Source organism: Campylobacter sp. RKI_CA19_01121 (assembly GCF_025771295.1).
GTDB lineage: Bacteria > Campylobacterota > Campylobacteria > Campylobacterales > Campylobacteraceae > Campylobacter_D.
This window is the reverse complement of the sequence record NZ_JAKMQA010000016.1, coordinates 1-18,059: the sequence shown is the minus strand read 5'-3', so window position 1 is coordinate 18,059 and position 18,059 is coordinate 1. Positions and strand designations below refer to the sequence as shown.

Below are 18,059 nucleotides of genomic sequence, written 5' to 3'. Positions count from 1 at the left end.
CCCCACCTTTAGCATTAGCAACTTCAGTGGTAAAGTCTAAGGCTTTATAACTATCAAATACTCTATTAATTTCATTCATATTAGAACCAACTTTTTGTTCTAATACATTTAGCATTTCATTTAATACATTTTTTAATTCTATTAATTGAGGATTAGCAGGAATTGCACTAATTCTTGCTGTTAGATTACCACTTTCTATTTCTCTAGCAGTTTCTACCGATTGTTCTACTGCTTTAGCATCTTGTTCTAATGCATTTTTAGTTTTAGTGATGTTTTCATTAATTGCTTTTGCCATAGCACCAAGCTCATCATTTGTTTTAACATCTATCATAGCAGAATCTTTAGTTTTATGATTAATGAAGTCAAAGAAAGAGTTGAGGCCTGTAGTGATAACTGCAATAGGTTTTAAATTTTTGGCTATAGTAAATCTAACTAAAATTAATGCAATGATTATGGCTATTAGTGCGATAATAACTTGTTGGAATAAAACTTTATTAACAGCATCGGTGTATACAGATTCGTCTGTAATAGAACAAACTATATATTTAGGATTTAAAGTTTGATTACAAGTAATGACTTGAGTTTTACCCGCTTCGTCTTTAGCATAAAACAAAGTCTCTTCTTTACTTGGATCAATTAAATCAGGATTTTCCTTAATAGCATTTGCTATATTAATACTTAAATCATTTTTTGTAAGCATTCTATCTTTGTCTTCGTGAAATACAATAGTTCCATCTTTGTCATATACACCTGCATAAGAGCTATCAGAGTGACCTATAGATAATACATCTTTGGAAAAAGTATGTAAGTTATAATCGCCCCCAACTACAGCTATTAATTTATTGTTTTTATATACAGGCGCAGCATAAGAAATGGTTATGGAGTCATCTTCGATACTTTTATAAGGATCAGAAACGGTAAGTTTTTTAGCATTTTTTGATTCTTGATACCATGATCTGGTTCTTGCATCAAAATTTGTGCTTTCTGGACTTCTTATAACTCTATTAGATTGATATAAACTACCATCATCTTCAAAGCCAATATATGTTACATCAAATCCACCAGCTGATCTTATTGATTCTAAAACATCAAAAAGCTCATTTGCATTTGGTTTTGGATTTTTTTCAATGAATATTGCAATCGATGCAATAGCTGATCTTTTGCTATTAGAATATATCTTGTATGCTTCATTAACATCAAACATAGTTTTCTTTTGAATTTCTTCAAGATAATAGCTAGTACTGTCTTTAGATTGATAATAGTTGATTACATTAACAACTATTAATATAACAGCTATTAAAAAACAAGCTATTATTGTTAACTTATTAGATAAGTTGTTAAATTTAAACATTTTTACCCCTTATGTTGTTTTCTAAAGTTTATTTTACTTATAAAATATTTATAAAAAAATAAATTTTTAAGATGGAGACTATCTAAAAGGTGACAAAAAAAGAAGTTTTTATATATCTTTAAGCTTTAATAGATATAATTTCAATTTTACATGCGGGAATAGCTCAGGGGTAGAGCACAACCTTGCCAAGGTTGGGGTCGCGAGTTCGAATCTCGTTTCCCGCTCCATTATCACCCGCCCGGGTGGTGGAATTGGTAGACACAAGGGACTTAAAATCCCTCGGAATTTTTCTTCCGTGCCGGTTCAAGTCCGGCCTCGGGCACCACTTTTTGGTAACTCAAGGCGACATAGCCAAGCGGTAAGGCATGGGCCTGCAAAGCCTTGATCTCCGGTTCGAATCCGGATGTCGCCTCCAATGCGATGTTAACACTTGATATTTTTATTCTTTCGGGAGATGGCTGAGTGGTCGAAAGCGGCGGTCTTGAAAACCGTTGAGGGTCACACCTCCAGGGGTTCGAATCCCTTTCTCCCGGCCACTTTAACATAATTTTTCATATTTTTGTTTTCACATTTAAAAGATATTTCTTAATTTCTCTAAGAAATTAAGAAAATTATTCTAAGTCTAAAACCCCGCCTTTGCTAGCATTGCTTACAAGCTTTTGATACATTTTAAGCCATCTTGAATTTATTTGTTTATTTGGCATTTTAAAGTTTGCTTTGCGTTTGGTGATTTCATCTTGGTTTAAATTTGCATTGATACTGTAATTATCCACATCAATTTCTATCTCATCACCATCTTCCAAAAGCGCTATAAGCCCACCTTCTGCAGCTTCAGGAGAAATGTGGCCTATACTAAGCCCTCTTGTAGCTCCGCTAAAACGACCATCTGTTATAAGTGCTACTTTAGCACCAAGTCCCATGCCTGTGAGCAATGAAGTTGGACTAAGCATTTCTTGCATGCCAGGTCCACCTTTTGGTCCTTCATAGCGTATCACACACACATCACCTTCTTTAACTTTACCTTTTATAATACCTTTAATGGCTTCTTCTTGAGAATTAAAACAAACCGCTTTACCTTTGAATTTACGTTCACCCATAATACCTGCAGTTTTTATCACACAGCCTTGCTCTGCTAAATTTCCAAAAAGTATAGCAAGTCCACCTACATTTGAATAGGCATTGTCTATTTTTCTTATAATATTTTCATCTTTAATGCTAGCATTCTCAATGCGCTCTTTTAAAGTTTTTCCGCTAATATCTAGAGTATCAAGTTCTAAAATATGGCCTGGTTTTTTAGCTATTTCAGCCATTACTGCACTTACTCCACCTGCTTTGTGTATATCTTCCATATAAACAGTATTTAAAGATGGAGCGATTTTGGCTATATGAGCCACATTAGCACTGATGTGATTGAGTTCTTTTATATCTAAATTTACACCCGCTTCATAAGCAATGGCAAGCATATGTAAGATAGTATTTGAGCTTCCACCCATAGCCATATCAACAACTAAAGCATTATTAATGGACTTTTTAGTAATGATATTGCGAATTTTAAAACGCTCATCTAGGGCAATCTCGCAAATTCTACGCGCAGCCTTTCTTAAAAGCTCTTCTCTTTCTTTACTAAGTGCTAAAATAGTTCCATTTCCTTCAAGCGCTATGCCCATAGCTTCACATAAAGTATTCATAGAATTTGCAGTAAACATACCCGAGCAAGATCCACCGCTAGGGCAAGCTTTACATTCTATATCTTTTAAATCATCTTCATTGATTTTTTTAGCCTCATAAGCTCCCACTGCTTCAAAAACAGAACTTAGACTGATTTTTTCTCCGTGTTTATTTACTCCTGCTCGCATAGGCCCACCGCTCACAAAAATAGTCGGCACATTAACTCTTAAAGCCCCCATGAGCATACCTGGAGTGATTTTATCACAATTTGGGATACAAATTAGTGCATCAAGTTGGTGTGCATTCATCACTGTTTCAATAGAGTTTGCAATGATTTCACGACTTGGCAAAGAATAAAGCATACCATCATGCCCCATAGCAATGCCATCATCTACACCTATAGTATTAAATTCAAAAGGAATGCAACCATTTTTGCGGATTTCATCTTTGATGATCTTTGCATATTCATTTAAGAAAAAATGTCCTGGGATGATATCTATATAGCTATTTGCAACACCTATAAAAGGTTTGTCAAAATCCTCATCATTTAAGCCACATGCTCTAAGTAAAGAGCGATTTGGTGCTTTTAAATGTCCTTTTTTGATCGCGTCACTTCTCATTTGTATCCTTTTTTAAAGTAAAAACTATCATTTTATGCTTTTATTTTGCAATTTTTGCTTAAATTTTTTAAACTTAAATGGTATTTTAAAGAAAATTATTTAAAATGTGCAATTATTTTGATTTAAGGAATGTAATGCTTTTAACTAATCCAGTATTTATAGGCGTTGTATTAATGACGCTTTTGTGTTTTTTTAGGTTTAATGTTTTGCTTAGTGTTTTACTTTCTGGGCTTTTTGTGGGCGTTTGGTCTAAATTTATGAATGTAGAGCATTTAACTTTGATGGAGTTTTTTACTCAACTTCCACAAGCTATGATGGATTCTATGAAAGTTTTAATTGACGGTATGCAAGGAAATTTACAAACAGCACTAAGTTATATTTTACTTGGAGCGGTGGCTGCTGCTATATCAAAAACTAATCTAACAGCATATTTGATTAAAATAGTTTCGCATTATATTTCACATAAAAAATACTTACTTATACTTTCTTTGGCATTTATTGCTTGTTTTTCACAAAATTTAATCCCTATCCATGTGGCTTTTGTGCCTTTATTGATCCCACCTTTGTTAAAGCTTTTTAATAAATTAAAAATAGATCGTAGAGCCATAGCTTGTGCGCTAACTTTTGGACTTACCACACCTTATATGGTGGTACCTTTGGGATTTGGGCTTATTTTTCAAACTTTGCTTGTGGATAATTTAAATTCAAATGGAGTGCAAATTAGCCTAGGAGAAGTTTCTCAAACTATGGCTTTTGCGGCTATTTGTATGCTAGTTGGTCTGTTTTTAGCTGTGTTTGTATTTTATGCTAAGCCAAGAGAATATCAAGAAGAGCAAATTGCTAAAATGGATTTTGAAAATCTAAAAATGAGTAAAAAAGAATGGGGTGTTTTGGCTGGTCTTGTGCTGACTTTGATTTTGCAAATTTTAACACATAATTTACCTTTATCTGGACTCTTGGGTTTTGTATTGATGGTGATTTTGGGCGGAGTAGAATATAACAAAGTTAATTTAGTTTTTGATGATGGGCTTAAAATCATGGGTTATATAGCTTTTGTAATGCTTGTTGCTTCAGGATATGGGGAGGTTTTAAAGCAAAGTGGGGGTATAGCTGAGCTTGTAAAAACAAGCGTGCCTTTTATGGAGCAAAGTCACTTTTTAGCTATTTTTATCATGCTAGCCATAGGGCTTTTAATCACTATAGGCATAGGCAGTTCTTTTGGGACTATTCCTATCATCGCTGCTTTATTTTGTCCTATATGTATAGAGCTTGGTTTTTCACCTGCTGCGATTATTTTTATCATCGGTGTTGCTGGAGCTTTAGGCGATGCAGGATCGCCTGCTAGTGAGACGACTTTGGGAGTGAGTGTAGGGCTTAATGCAGATAAGCAAGGTGATCATATAAAAGATACTTGTATACCAACCTTTTTATGCTTTAATGGCTCTTTGCTTATCTTAGGTAGTGTTATAGCGTTTTGTTTGCTTTAATACATTAGTAAAATTCCGCTTGAGAGTCTGCTTGAAGATTTATTATACTCAATAAGACTCTCGCCATATCCATTAAAATACTGAGTGTAAATATATAAGCCATTGTTAGAGATTTTATAAGCTCCGCTTATTTCCACTGCACCGCGGTTATTAGCAAAATTTAAATTATTACGCCATAGGATATTGATAAAATAATCATCTTGGGTATAAGCAAGATTGATATCAAAATTACCCAAATATTTTTCTATATCAGGATTATCATCCTCTGAGCTTTTTTCAGGAATTCTTAGCCAAACCCTAGGTATGAACACAAAGTCCCCAAAAAACCATGCATTGCTTAGATAAATTCTATTCCAAGATCTTGATTTTGGGTCATCTTGCCCGTTTGATTCGTGTAATAAACCAACGCGTACATTTTTTAAATTTTCAAAAGCTCCATGTCCGCTTATAGGAAAGTTGATAAAAAATTCAGGTAAATAGTTTGTTTCTCTAAAAGGAGCAGAATGTTTATAAAGTTGCCACCACGAAATTTGTGTATAAGCTATGTTATAGCTTTCGTTTAAACCCAAAAGATTTTCAAAAAGAGTTTTTTTAAGACTTACTTGAAATTTAGTTTCAGTGCTTTTATAATCTCTTTTGCTAAAACTATAAGAAACAGGCATAAAATAGCTAAGATTATGTGTGCTAATACCAAAAGGATTGTATGATTTTTCTGTGCCAAGATAATTTGCCAAAGCTTCGCTTCTTGGGTTAAAATCATCTATTTTATGTTCTTTTGTTGCATTTTGCTCATTGTTAAGAGAAAGTTCTAAATTTTTTGTTTTTGCTGTATCTTTTAAAGCTAAGCTTTTATAAATTTGCATAGCCTTTTTATACTCACCTTGCCTTTCATATTCTAAGGCTTGATTGATTAAATCTTCATTTGCTAAAGCACTAAAAGCACATATTATGGGTAGAATTGTCTTTTTCATGAAGCCACTTTTTATATTCGTTAAAATAATTTAAATTTATAAACTCATTTTCATTTTTAAAATCTATAAATTCTGCTTTCATTGTATCACAAAAAAGAGCTAGTTTATGGTTATTTTCTTGTAAAAATTGCAAAGTTTTTTCAAAATTTCTACCATGATAAAATCCACATAAATAATGCTTGTGTTTTTTTGTGCTTGCTAAGAGTATATTTTGTGATTTTAGATGATGAAAAAGTTTAAAAATACTTTCTTTGCTTATACTTGGAGTATCCACGCTAAGGATAAATACATAGGTGTTTTGAAAATGTTTGAGTATGGAATTTAAGGCAATGAGTGGGGAGTAGTTGTTTAAATCCTCATCTAAAATAAGTGCTAAGTTTTTTTGATGAAATTTATCTTTTTTAGTGCTAATAAAAACTTGATTAAAAATTCTTGACATTTTTTCATACTGATAAAGAGTTAAGTTTTTATCATCTACTTGCAATAAGCTTTTATCTTCTCCCATGCGTGAAGACTTTCCGCCACATAAAATCACGCAAGGATAGGGAATTTTTTCACTCATAAAAACCTCATAAATTCATCAAAATATTTTATAATACATTTATGAAATATACAGATTTAATACAAATAAAAGATTATTTTAAACAATTTCAAAAGCTAAATTATCTCAAACGCCTTGATGATAATATCTTAGAGCTTAGCTTAGATCATCAAGCTTTTATACTAGATTTAACACGCGGAAAAAGTGGAATTTACCAAGATAAGCTCCAAGCAAAAGTCTATAACGCACCTTTTGATTTTATGTTAAAAAAATACTTTTCTAATGCAAAGATTTTAAATTTAGAAGTATTAGAAAATAATAGAATTTTATCTTTTGAAGTTTTATCAGAAAAATCTTACAAAGCTTATGGGGCTAAGATTTATTTTGAATTTACAGGAAAAAACACTAATGTCATCATTACAGATACTAATGATATTATCATAGAAGCTTTGCGTCATATAGATAAAAGTTATCGTATTGTAAAAATAGGCGAAAAACTCCAAGCTTTAAAAGCTTATGAGATTAAAGAAGAATTTGTAAAGATTGATGATTTTAATGTGTATTTTCAAGAAAGTGCTAAAAAGTTACAGCAAGAGCGCTTAAAAGATATAAAAGAAAATAAACTTTTAAATGTAGATAAAAAAATTTTTACCCTTAAAGAGAGTGTAGAAAATTTAGAACAAGAAAGCAATTTATTAAAAAAAGCTCAAGAGTTAAGCCAAAAAGCAGATGTTTTATTTGCTAATTTAAATTCTTTAAAAGATTATCAAAGAGAATTTATTTTGCAAGATTTTAATTCAAATGAGCTTGCTTTTAAGCTTGAAGATACACCTAAAAACAGTGCGAATGAATTTTACAAAATGGCTAAAAAGCTAAAACAAAAGGCTAAAAATATCAATATAGAAAGAGAAATTTTAAGTGAAAAACTTGATTTTTTAATCAATTTAAAAGATTTAATCACCAAAAGCACTTCTTTGCGAGAATTAGAAGTTTTAATGCCTAAAAAAAGTAAAAAAACCAAAAAAGAAGAGTTAAATGCAGGGGTTAGTAGCTTTTATTTTGATGAGTTTAAAATCAGTGTAGGACGCAATGAAAAAGCTAATGAGTATTTATTAAAAATAGCTAAAAAAGATGATATTTGGTTGCATGTGAAAGATTATCCTAGTGCACATGTGATCATTACTTCAAATAAATTAAAAATAAGTCAATTAGTGCTAGAATTTGCCGCAAAGCTTTGTGTGGAATTTTCCAAGCTAAGTTCTGGAACTTATTTGGTCGATTATACGAGTAAGAATTTTGTTAAAGTTAGAGAGAAGGCTTTTGTAAATTATACAAATTATAAGACTATAAGCATTTTAAAGGAGTGAATATGCCTATAAGTCCCATAGGTGGTGTTAATTATGCTAACCAAAATGCACCAGTGCATTCAGCACAAGTGAGCAATGAACTAGCAAAAGACTCTTTTGCGACTTTGGTAAATATGAGTGAGTTTCAAGCAAAGGAAAAGGCGGTTGAAAAACTTGAAAAAGTTAATCAAACTCACGAAGTAAGTGATGAGGTAAAAGAAAGACAAGAGGAAGAAAAGAAGCATTCTAAACATCATCAAGAACAAGAGCAAGAAGATGAAGATGAACAAGAAGAGCAAGAAGTAGTCAAAAAAAGCTCTCATTTGCTTGATTTAAGTATATAGAAAGGATAAAAATGTTTTCAAAGACAAGAATTCTTAGTGCTATTGTGATGATAGCTGTAATAGCTGTTGTTGCTTTAGTAGATAATTTTTTGATTAATTTTGCTATTTTTGGTGTTTTATTGTTTTTGGCATTTAATGAAGCAAAAGCTATGTTTAAAAGTAAACATGCAAGTGCCTTTGTGGCTTTGTGTATTTTTGCAATAGGTGCATTTTTAGATAAACCTTTCTTTATAGGCCTTATGGCTTTGATTTTGATTTTAGGATATTTAGTTTATAAAAAAAGTGAAAATTTAAATGAACTTATGCCTTATATATATCCTACTTTGCCTATTTTAATGCTTTATCAAGTATTAAGCTATGAGGGTATGTTTGTATTATTTTGGCTTATAGTGATTGTCGTTGCTTGTGATAGCGGGGCGTATTTTATAGGAAAGCTCATTGGCGAGAGAGCTTTTTCTCCAACAAGCCCAAATAAAACTCTAGAAGGTGTAGTAGGTGGCATAGTTTGCGCAGGGATTTTAGGAACTATCATAGGTTCTTTTGAATTTAGCTTAGTAAAAAGTATTTATATATCTTTAATCGTAGCTATTTTTGCTGTGATAGGGGATTTGCTTGAGAGTTATTTTAAGAGACAAGCAGGTATTAAAGATAGTGGTAATTTAATCCCAGGGCATGGGGGAGTTTTAGATAGAATTGATGCTGTTATCATTGCAGCATTTGCAATGGCAACTTTAGTATGATTGTACTTGGAAGCACAGGAAGTATAGGGGTTAATACTCTTTTTATTGCTAAAGAAAAAAACATAAGCATAGAAGCTTTATCTTGTGGTAAAAATATCAAGCTTTTAAATGAGCAAATAGCTCTTTTTAAGCCTAAATTTGTATGTATCCAAGATGAAAAAGATAAAACCTTGGTTGATCATGATAAGATTTTTTGTGGCCAAGAAGGCTTAAAAGCGATGATAGCTGAGTGTAAAAGCTCTTTGGTGATAAATGCTATAGTAGGTTTTGCAGGGTTAAACTCAAGTCTTATGGCGCAAAAGCTTGGTAAAACTTTAGCCTTAGCAAATAAAGAAAGCCTAGTAGTAGCAGGGAAATTTTTTGACACTTCCAAAATTAAAGCCATAGATAGTGAACACGCAGCACTAAAGTGCTTAATAGATAAAAGAAAAAACATTAAAAAGCTTTTCATCACAGCAAGCGGCGGGGCCTTTTATAATTATAAAATCAAAGATTTAAAAAATGTCAGCGTAAAAGAAGCTCTCAAGCACCCCAACTGGAGCATGGGGGCTAAGATCACCATAGATAGTACTAGTATGTGTAATAAGCTTTTTGAAATCATCGAAGCTTATCATCTTTATGGTATTAAGCAAATAGATGCTTTGATAGAAAGAAAGTCTTTAGTGCATGCTTTGTGCGAGTTTAAAGATGGTGGTATAAGTGCGTATTTTTCTCATGCAAATATGCGTTTATCTATAGCTCAAGCGATTTTAGATGAGCATGATCAAAGCTTTATAGAAAATTTGGATTTATTAGCAATGCCAAGTTTAAAATTTGAAAAAATTAGTTTAAAAAAATATCCTATATTTTCACTCAAAGATGAACTTTTGAAAGAGCCTGACTTGGGCGTGATTATAAATAGTGCAAATGAGTGTATGGTGTATCAATTTTTAGCTCAAAAAGCGCAGTTTTTAGATATCGCTAAAGGAATTTTCAAAGCACTAGATCATTTTGGTGTACCAAAGATTAACCAAATTGAAGATGTTTTTGAGTATGATAAGCGAGTAAGGCTTTATTTAGATAAGGAAATGAAGTGAGATATTTTTTAAGTGTTTTGATTTTTATAAATGCGGTTTTTGCTTTAGAATTTAGTGTGAAAGAAAATGGAAAAAGTTTAGATGATAATAACACAGTTTTAATCCTTGGAGGTATACAAGGAGATGAGCCAGGTGGGTTTCATGCTGCTAGTTTGCTTTTGAGTGATTATAATATCACTAAAGGTAAAATCATCGTTGCGCCAAATTTGGCTTTTGAAAGTATTATTGCAAGAAATAGGGGAAATTTTGGAGATTTAAATAGAAAATTTGCCCATATAGATGAAAGCGATCCTGATTTTCACACCATAGAGCGTATAAAAAAGCTTATTTTAGACCCTGAAGTTAATATGGTCATAAATTTACATGATGGAAGTGGTTTTTATAGACCACAATATGAAAGCAAAGATAAAAATCCAAACCGCTGGGGCAATACTAGCATTATCGATCAAAGCGAGGTAAATTCTACTAAATATGCAGACTTAGAAAACATAGCTAAAGAAGCGGTGGAAAATATCAATAAAGCCTTAGTAAAAGAAGAACATCAATATCATTTAAAAAACACCAAAACCCAAGAAAGTAATGACAAAGATATGTTAAAGGCTTTAACTTATTTTGTAGTGTCAAATCACAAAGCAGCCTTTGCTAATGAAGCGAGCAAAAATTTACCAACACATTTAAGAGTGTATTATCATCTTTTGGCGGTGGAGTATTATCTAAAAAAGGCAAATATAGAATTTCAAAGAACTTTTGAGCTAACTCCAAATGGGGTTTATAGAGCCATTGAAAAGCCTTTGGAGGTAAGACTTTTTAATGATAAAATTTTACTTTATCTTGACAAACCTACTAATGCTATAAATTTCTTGCCTTTCCCTGTTAATCAAGCTTTAAATTATGAAGCAAGCAATGAAATTACAGCAGTGATTTCAAATGTTAATTCATACTCAGTCAATTACGGAAATCGCTTGCAAACTAGACTATACCCTGAATACTTTGAGTTTTCAAATGCGCTAGATAGTGTTGAGATGATAGTAGATGGAAAAAACATACAAACAAATTTTGCTCAAAAAATCATGGTAAAAAATAGCTTTAAAATTCCTTCTATTGTAGGTGTAAGGGTTAATGTCATAGGTTTTGATAGGGGCAATGATGAAAGTGGTATAGAAATTAGCAAAAATCAAATGCAAAGTCGTTATTCTTTAGACAAAAAAAGAAAGATTTATAGAGTGGAATTTTATGAGTTAAAAAATGCAAATTTGGCAGATCAAGCCTTAGAAAAAAAGACAAATTTTAAAGAAATCAAAAAAGCAAACATACCTGCAAAAGCCATAGAAAAAGCAGAGCAAAAAGATAAATTTATTGGTATGATTTTAGTGGAATTTCAATGAAAAGCTTAATTCTTGCCATAGAAAGCTCGTGTGATGATAGTTCTATTGCTATCATAGATAAAAACAGCTTTGAATGCATTTTTCATACAAAGATTTCTCAAGAAAATGCTCATAGTGTTTATGGTGGGGTAGTGCCTGAGCTTGCAGCAAGATTGCACAGCGAAGCTTTACCTAAAATCTTAGAAAAATGCCAAAAATACTTTGATAAGCTTTGTGCCATAGCAGTTACAAATGAACCTGGTCTTAGTGTGAGTTTGATAGGTGGGGTTGCTATGGCTAAAATGCTTGCTATTAGTCTAAATTTACCACTTATAGCGATTAATCATCTAAAAGGACATATCTACTCTATGTTTTTAGATAAAAAAGCTAGTTTTGATATGGGGGTGTTGCTTGTAAGTGGTGGGCATACTATGGTGCTTTTTATTAATGAGCAAGGTAAAATCACAGAACTAGCAAGAACAAATGATGATAGCTTTGGAGAAAGTTTTGATAAAGTAGCTAAGATGATGGGACTTGGTTATCCTGGTGGAGCTATCATAGAAAATTTAGCTAAAAATGTAAAAGAAAGTGATTTAGAATTTAGCATACCTTTGCTTCATTCTAAAGACTTAGCTTATAGTTTTTCAGGACTTAAAAATCAAGTGCGTTTGGAAATTTTAAAAGAAGAGCTAAGCTTAGAGCGTAAAAGTAAAATAGCCTTTGCATTTCAAAAAGCAGCTATAGCACATATTTTAAACAAGTTAGAAAAAATTTTTAAAGAGTATAAATTTAAGCGTTTTGGCATAGTAGGTGGAGCTAGTGCAAATTTAAACCTAAGAAGTCAAATAGAGCATTTATGTCAAAGCTATCAATGTGAACTTTTGCTAGCTCCGCTTGAGTATTGTTCAGATAATGCTTTGATGATAGCAAGGGCAGCTTGTGAGGCTTATGAGCGTAAAGAATTTGTAAGTATTGAAGATGATCTTATAAGCCCTAAGGTGAAAAATTTACAAGGTGTATTATGAAAAAGGCTTTTACTATTATAGAGCTTGTGTTTGTGGTGATTATACTTGGGGTTTTAGCTGCGGTTGCTTTGCCAAAATTTAGCACAAGTAAAGATGAAGCAAGTACAGCTCAAGCTTTAGGAAATTTAAAAACTTTTATCAATGATGTAAGTTCTTATGTGTTAAAAAATGAAAGTCTTTCAAGTATAGCTTTGATGAGTAATGTAGCAAATATAAAAAATGAAGATTTATCAAATTTGCAAAATTCCACCAAAGAACTTGATTTTAGTGTGGGAAATGACGAGCAGTGTTTTAAGGTGCTTTTTGTAGATAAAGAAAGCATTTTGCTTTTAGCGCTTATGGTAGATAATGCTCAAAAAAGTAAAGTCCAAAATATAGCAGATTTAAAAAATCAAGCTTTGAAAGATCCTAAAAATCAAAGTATAAAAACTCAACTAGATGAAGCTTTAAATGCTTTTAGTCAAAGTGAATTTGCAAGCACTTCAAAGTCTAAGGCTTGCCAAAGTTTAATCCACTCTAAAGCTTTTAAAGACTTAGCTACTAGGGTATATTTTTTAAATGGCGGTTAAAAATACACCCCACCACTTAAATACAATTTCATTCTATGATCATCATCAAATTTATACTGATGAACTGCTCTTGCTGCGTCAAGCTTTATATAATACTCATTAGTTTTATTATAAAGTACTTGCAAACCTACTGCATCTAAAAAATGCTCATCTGCTAATCTACTTCCTGAGTCTTTTTCATACCAAGCATAACCTATATCATAAAAAGGAGTAAAATAAAAATTAGTATTTGGTATATTTATTCTTATACCAAAGTTAGCTACTATAGTATTATCTCCATCACCTTCTCCATTATCATAAGCTCTTACTCCATAAGCTCCACCTAAAGAGGAACTCTCAGAAGAATCTAATTCAAAATTCCCTAATACCTTTTGATAGTTTATATTTAAAGTATGAGTAATGTATTCATTAATACTATAATAATTATTCACACTAGCATTGAGCTTTCTAAACCAACCAAAGCCTTTGCCTCCACTTTTAGATGTATCTCCAAATATAGTAGTACCATCATCATATACCTTACCTATGCTTATCTTAGCACTATAACTTAAAGTATTATTTTCAAATCCTCTAAACAAACCTTCTAAACCCATACTACCTACATTAGAACTTTTATCAAAGGTTAAAAGATCTAAGGTTACATCACTAAGTATCTTATGATAAATACTTGAAGTAAAATATAAAGAGGAATTAGTATTAATCCATACAGGATAAGAAAAATCTATACCAAAATTTCTAGAAGTACCACTAAAACCTAATCCTTCATAATCTCCACCTAAAGAATAAGATCCTTGAGATACGCTTGGAGTAATTTTTAAATTTCCTAAAAAGAAAGTATAACTAGCTCCATAGTTAATTTGATTTTCATTGCTTGATTGTAAGTAAAAATTATAATAATCTCCCATATTAAATATAGAATTAAATCCCATACTAATACCAGCTCTAATATCCCCTGCACTTTCAATACCATAATTATCAGTATATAATAATACATTAGCTTTAGTATCAGGCACTACTTCTATAACTACATCAGTTTCTCCTACATTCTCTCCTGCTTGTAAACCTGCTAGGGTTTGTACTCCATACATTTCATTGACTTTATATACACTATCTTCTATGAGTTTAGTAGATATGATTTTACCTTTGATTCTTTCATTAAGCTTACTTTCTATAAAATAATCTTTTATAGTAGTTTTATTCTTTACTATATACTTACCTAATGTTCCTAAGGCTATGTTTATTTGTACACTATCTTCAAATTCTTGTTGGGGTACATAAGCTGTTGCTGCAGGATAGCCATTAACTTGGAAATAATAAGCAATGATATTAGATATATCTTGTAAATCTTGTAAGCTAAATCTTTTAGTGCTAAACTCACTAATAAGTAATTGTAAATCTTCTTCTTTAATACCTAGCTTTTCAAAGCTAGTGTTTTCATTAGTGATAACAAATTTGTATTTGGTTATTACTTTTTTAGTGGTAGGGGTGTTATTGTTAGAATTAGTAGTGTTAGTGTTAGAACTATTATTGGTTTGGTTATTTGGGTTGGTAGTGTTATTAGTTTGATTGTTAGTTTCCCCATTAGCTTCCTCTTCTTGATTTAGTTTTTCTTTTAATTCTTTCTTTTTTTCTTCAAAGTCTTTTTTAGCTTCTTGGCTTTTTATATAATCATCTTTAGTTTTTAGATTTTCTTTGATAGCTTTGTTTTGAGGGAGGTTTCTATCAGGGGATAATTCTATAACCTTTTCTATATCATTTTTAGCTATGCTAATACTTCCATTATTAGCATAGACTAAAGAGCTAAGTGCTATAGTGCTAAATAAGAGTTTTTTCATACTTATTTTTTCCTTTTAGTGATGTATTTTAATTTTTTGTTTTATGATTGATTAAAACATATAATGAGTATTTGTATATACTCATTATATGTTTAGTAAGTGTATTTTATAATCCTCCAACTATACAAGGATTCATGGTTTTAAAGTTATCGCTAACTATGCAAGTAAGGCCTTTTTGCTTAAATGCAGATTCTTCAACTTCTTCGGTTTCTTCATCATTGTATTCAAAAACAGGTGTTTGTTTTTGTAAATCAGCTATTTGGCGAGAGATTTTTTCATAATCGTCATTTTCATTACCATTAGCTGTTACTTTTTCTAAATCAGGTATTAACAATGCTACATTATCAAATTGTCCTTTAATAGTAAAATGTTCATTAGAATTAGTACTAGCTTTATCTTGCCAAGCTTCTAGTTGTATTTGATTATTAGCTATAGTAGTAGCTAATTCTCCGCTAAGTTGGTTTAGTCTATCCACTTCAGCTTTTAAAGCATTTAAAGTTTCTTCATTTTTTATAGCAGGGTTTTCATTGATTTTTTTAACATAGTCATTGTATTTAGCTATAGCTATTTTAAGTTGCTCTTGCATGAGTTTTAATTGAGCTAAGGCATTATTAGAAGATTCAACTAGAGGTTTTAATTTATCATTAATAAATGCTAAAAGATTTGCTTTATTAATTGCAAATTTATCATATTTGGTAGAAATATTTTTATACTCATTGCTAATTCCTTCTAATATTTCTTTCATACCTTTTTGACCATATAAAGCTTCCAAGAAAGATATGCTTTGAGCTATGCTTTCACTTAGACCTTGAATTTTGCTAAGATCTTTTATATCTACCCAGTAATTTCCAGCAAATATTTCATCAAGCCATTTATTTAAATCTTCTGCACTAATTACATCATCACTATCTAAGATGACATCAGAATCGGTTGGATTAGTTGGCTTAGATGGTTTTTCTATGGTGTTAGCTTTAGATAAAAAGTCTTTATATGCATCGCTTTGAGTAGAATCGTTATAAGTGCGGATGTTTATTTTATCTGAAACATAACCATTTTTATTAAAGTCATTCCAGTGGTCTTTATCTCCAGTTGTATTGGTTAAATCATTTTCATGATAGTAGATGTGGATATTGGAGAAAGCAAATTTAGAATCGTAAAAAAAATGAGAAAATATACTATTACTTGATGATCCGCCATTTCCTGTAATTGCTGCTGCTGGATTAAAAAATATATAAATATTTTCAAATTTGACTGTATTTCGAGATTGCAATTCTCCAAAAAAACCTCCAACTAAAGCTCCTTGATTGCTATAGTTATTAAAATAATTCCCTTCGATATTACCTATATTGTATAAATATATATTTGAAAATTGTCCATCACTACCTTTTCCAGCAAAACCACCAACATATAAATTATTGTCGCCATTTTGGTTACCACTAATATTACCTATTTCACTTATGGAAATATGATTAAATTTATTATTTTCACCTAGCAACTGTCCAGCAAAACCACCAATAGATATAGCGCCACAACCATCACAACCACCAAAAGTAATAAAATTACCTATTTTATTCAAAGATATTTTTATAACCTCGCTATCAGTAATTATTCCACTAAATATTCCAGCTTGTCCACCTGTAGGAAAATTTACTTTCATATCGTGTATATTATTTAATGAAATATTATAAAATTTACTATTACTTGCACTTCCTATAAAACCACCAGTTGTAGAATATTCAGAGTAAATATTTCCACCCATATAATCCACATTAATATTTTTAAAAGTTGCATTACTGGCAGAGCCAAATATACCAACAAATTTTCTATTATAATCCAGTCCTGTAGCTTTAATATTAATATTCTTAAGTGCATATCCTTGACCATCAAATGTTTTAGTAAAACTATTACCGAAATCTGGACCCACAATCATACTAGTACACCCAAGTCCTTCTATACAATAATTTACATAGTTTTGCCAATCTTTACCCTCTACCCCTTTACCCTGATTACCACTAAAATCTATATCATCTACCAATCTAAACTCATCAATTTCTCTAATATTACCTAAACCTTCATTCCAACCTTTAGCAAAGTGCCACCACTCTATAGCATTATCTTTTTCATTTCCCATATTACCTATAGTTAGAGCTTTTTTGAAATTAGAACTTCCTGTATGAGTTGCACCACTAGAATCTTTATAATTTACTACATTTACTTTTACATTATCACCAAAGTTATATTTATCATTTGCAAATTTTATCATTTGTCTTTGTATGTAACCACCCTCTGTAGCTGTTACATTGATGTTATTAGAATTTAACTTGGCACTATCTGCATCTATATATACATTTTTTCCCACCAAATGTGTAGTAGAGTTTTTATTACCTACTTTACCACCTTGTATATCTACCTTATTCCCTATAAGTAATACATCATCAGCATTAATATTACCCATATTTACTACATTGCCTGCTTTTTGTGGCTTAAATACCGGAGAGAAAGAAGCACCTTGTGCTTTAGTTAACTTTGCAAATTTCCACATATCCCCATCACTCATCGATGAAGTCGAAGCCACAAAGCGATTAGCATTGATAGTTCCTGTTTTAGTAATGATTACCCCATTAGGATTAATTAAAAAGACATTATTACCACCTGCATTTAATAAACCTTCTATGGTAGATTTACTAGTACCATGAGCAATGTTTAGATAGTTTTTATCTTTACCTCCAAAGTTTACACTTTCACCTTGACCTATACTAAAACCACCACCCCATTGTATGACTGAGTTTGTTCCATTACCTATAATATTCATATTATTACCATTAGAAGTTATACTCCCACTAGTCCCATGAGTAAATTTACCTCCACTAGGTAAAGCCATTAGTGGAGAAAATAACATTGATACCGTTACACCTGAGAGTATGATGTGATTTGCTAGCTTTTTCATAATTAATCCTTTTGGTATATTACTTTAGTTTAAATTCACTACTATGCTTTTTGCATCTTTACTTACACTTAGAGTGTATTTAGCTTTTTGAACCTTTGCTTTGATGTTTTTATGTAAGCTTTGATTATTTTTAGTAATAGTTTCTAATAAGCTTTGTAAGTCTTTTTGATTTAGT

Annotated in this window: 14 protein-coding genes and 4 tRNA genes; 12 read left to right on the top strand and 6 right to left on the bottom strand. The window is 31.3% G+C overall.

Features of this window, described 5'->3' with window-relative positions:
- A partial coding sequence (locus L8T90_RS07575; RefSeq protein ID WP_263737148.1) for a cache domain-containing protein occupies positions 1 to 1,351 on the bottom strand: 1,351 nt, incomplete at its 3' end.
- Positions 1,352 to 1,503: 152 nt separating this feature from the next.
- Here L8T90_RS07575 and L8T90_RS07570 point away from each other — a divergent pair.
- The 4 genes from L8T90_RS07570 to L8T90_RS07555 all read left to right on the top strand — a co-directional run bounded on the left by L8T90_RS07570 (position 1,504) and on the right by L8T90_RS07555 (position 1,887).
- Positions 1,504 to 1,578: transfer RNA gene (locus tag L8T90_RS07570), tRNA-Gly, on the top strand.
- Between the two features lie 9 nt (positions 1,579 to 1,587).
- A tRNA-Leu gene (locus L8T90_RS07565) sits at positions 1,588 to 1,676 on the top strand.
- Between the two features lie 16 nt (positions 1,677 to 1,692).
- Positions 1,693 to 1,766, top strand: a tRNA-Cys gene (locus tag L8T90_RS07560).
- Positions 1,767 to 1,799: 33 nt separating this feature from the next.
- Positions 1,800 to 1,887: transfer RNA gene (locus tag L8T90_RS07555), tRNA-Ser, on the top strand.
- Between the two features lie 75 nt (positions 1,888 to 1,962).
- Here L8T90_RS07555 and ilvD read toward each other — a convergent pair.
- On the bottom strand, positions 1,963 to 3,639 hold the full coding sequence (ilvD, locus tag L8T90_RS07550) for a dihydroxy-acid dehydratase (RefSeq protein ID WP_263737147.1): 1,677 nt from the start codon (positions 3,637 to 3,639) through the stop codon (positions 1,963 to 1,965).
- Positions 3,640 to 3,773: 134 nt separating this feature from the next.
- On the opposite strand from ilvD, the gene L8T90_RS07545 reads away from it, so the two are divergent.
- The gene (locus tag L8T90_RS07545) at positions 3,774 to 5,126 is read left to right on the top strand and encodes a Na+/H+ antiporter NhaC family protein (protein WP_412175011.1); all 1,353 of its coding nucleotides are present in this window, start codon (positions 3,774 to 3,776) and stop codon (positions 5,124 to 5,126) included.
- Here the strand turns inward: L8T90_RS07545 and L8T90_RS07540 are convergent.
- Both L8T90_RS07540 and L8T90_RS07535 read right to left on the bottom strand, forming a co-directional pair.
- Positions 5,123 to 6,097 (bottom strand): phospholipase A, encoded by a 975-nt coding sequence (locus tag L8T90_RS07540; RefSeq protein ID WP_263664317.1) that lies wholly within the window; start codon positions 6,095 to 6,097, stop codon positions 5,123 to 5,125. The genes L8T90_RS07545 and L8T90_RS07540 overlap by 4 nt on opposite strands.
- Entirely contained in the window at positions 6,060 to 6,659 is a 600-nt protein-coding gene (locus L8T90_RS07535) for an NTP transferase domain-containing protein (protein ID WP_263737145.1), read from the bottom strand. The genes L8T90_RS07540 and L8T90_RS07535 overlap by 38 nt, the downstream gene beginning before the upstream one ends.
- Positions 6,660 to 6,700: 41 nt before the next feature.
- Here L8T90_RS07535 and L8T90_RS07530 point away from each other — a divergent pair, with 41 nt between their 5' ends.
- From L8T90_RS07530 to L8T90_RS07500, 7 genes are read left to right on the top strand one after another with little or no spacing between them, the layout of a single operon-like run.
- Entirely contained in the window at positions 6,701 to 8,005 is a 1,305-nt protein-coding gene (locus L8T90_RS07530) for an NFACT RNA binding domain-containing protein (RefSeq protein ID WP_263737144.1), read from the top strand.
- Between the two features lie 2 nt (positions 8,006 to 8,007).
- Positions 8,008 to 8,328, top strand: coding sequence for a hypothetical protein (locus tag L8T90_RS07525; RefSeq protein WP_039629205.1), 321 nt, complete (start codon positions 8,008 to 8,010; stop codon positions 8,326 to 8,328).
- 11 nt (positions 8,329 to 8,339) lie between these two features.
- Entirely contained in the window at positions 8,340 to 9,068 is a 729-nt protein-coding gene (locus tag L8T90_RS07520; RefSeq protein ID WP_087700494.1) for a phosphatidate cytidylyltransferase, read from the top strand.
- Positions 9,065 to 10,144, top strand: a complete 1,080-nt coding sequence (gene dxr, locus L8T90_RS07515; RefSeq protein ID WP_263737143.1) for a 1-deoxy-D-xylulose-5-phosphate reductoisomerase — start codon at positions 9,065 to 9,067, stop codon at positions 10,142 to 10,144. Before L8T90_RS07520 ends, dxr begins: the two co-directional genes overlap by 4 nt.
- Positions 10,141 to 11,529: a M99 family carboxypeptidase catalytic domain-containing protein gene (locus tag L8T90_RS07510; protein WP_263737142.1), complete on the top strand. Its 1,389-nt coding sequence runs from the start codon at positions 10,141 to 10,143 to the stop codon at positions 11,527 to 11,529. The genes dxr and L8T90_RS07510 overlap by 4 nt, the downstream gene beginning before the upstream one ends.
- Positions 11,526 to 12,533 (top strand): tRNA (adenosine(37)-N6)-threonylcarbamoyltransferase complex transferase subunit TsaD, encoded by a 1,008-nt coding sequence (gene tsaD / locus L8T90_RS07505; RefSeq protein WP_263737141.1) that lies wholly within the window; start codon positions 11,526 to 11,528, stop codon positions 12,531 to 12,533. The genes L8T90_RS07510 and tsaD overlap by 4 nt, the downstream gene beginning before the upstream one ends.
- Positions 12,530 to 13,102 (top strand): prepilin-type N-terminal cleavage/methylation domain-containing protein, encoded by a 573-nt coding sequence (locus tag L8T90_RS07500; RefSeq protein WP_318529942.1) that lies wholly within the window; start codon positions 12,530 to 12,532, stop codon positions 13,100 to 13,102. Before tsaD ends, L8T90_RS07500 begins: the two co-directional genes overlap by 4 nt.
- Here the strand turns inward: L8T90_RS07500 and L8T90_RS07495 are convergent.
- Complete coding sequence (locus tag L8T90_RS07495) at positions 13,099 to 14,937, bottom strand: ShlB/FhaC/HecB family hemolysin secretion/activation protein (RefSeq protein ID WP_263737140.1); 1,839 nt, start codon at positions 14,935 to 14,937, stop codon at positions 13,099 to 13,101. The two genes, L8T90_RS07500 and L8T90_RS07495, sit on opposite strands and share 4 nt — an antisense overlap.
- Before the next feature lie 106 nt (positions 14,938 to 15,043).
- Positions 15,044 to 17,884: a filamentous hemagglutinin N-terminal domain-containing protein gene (locus tag L8T90_RS07490; protein ID WP_263737139.1), complete on the bottom strand. Its 2,841-nt coding sequence runs from the start codon at positions 17,882 to 17,884 to the stop codon at positions 15,044 to 15,046.
- Between the last annotated feature and the right edge of the window lie 175 nt (positions 17,885 to 18,059).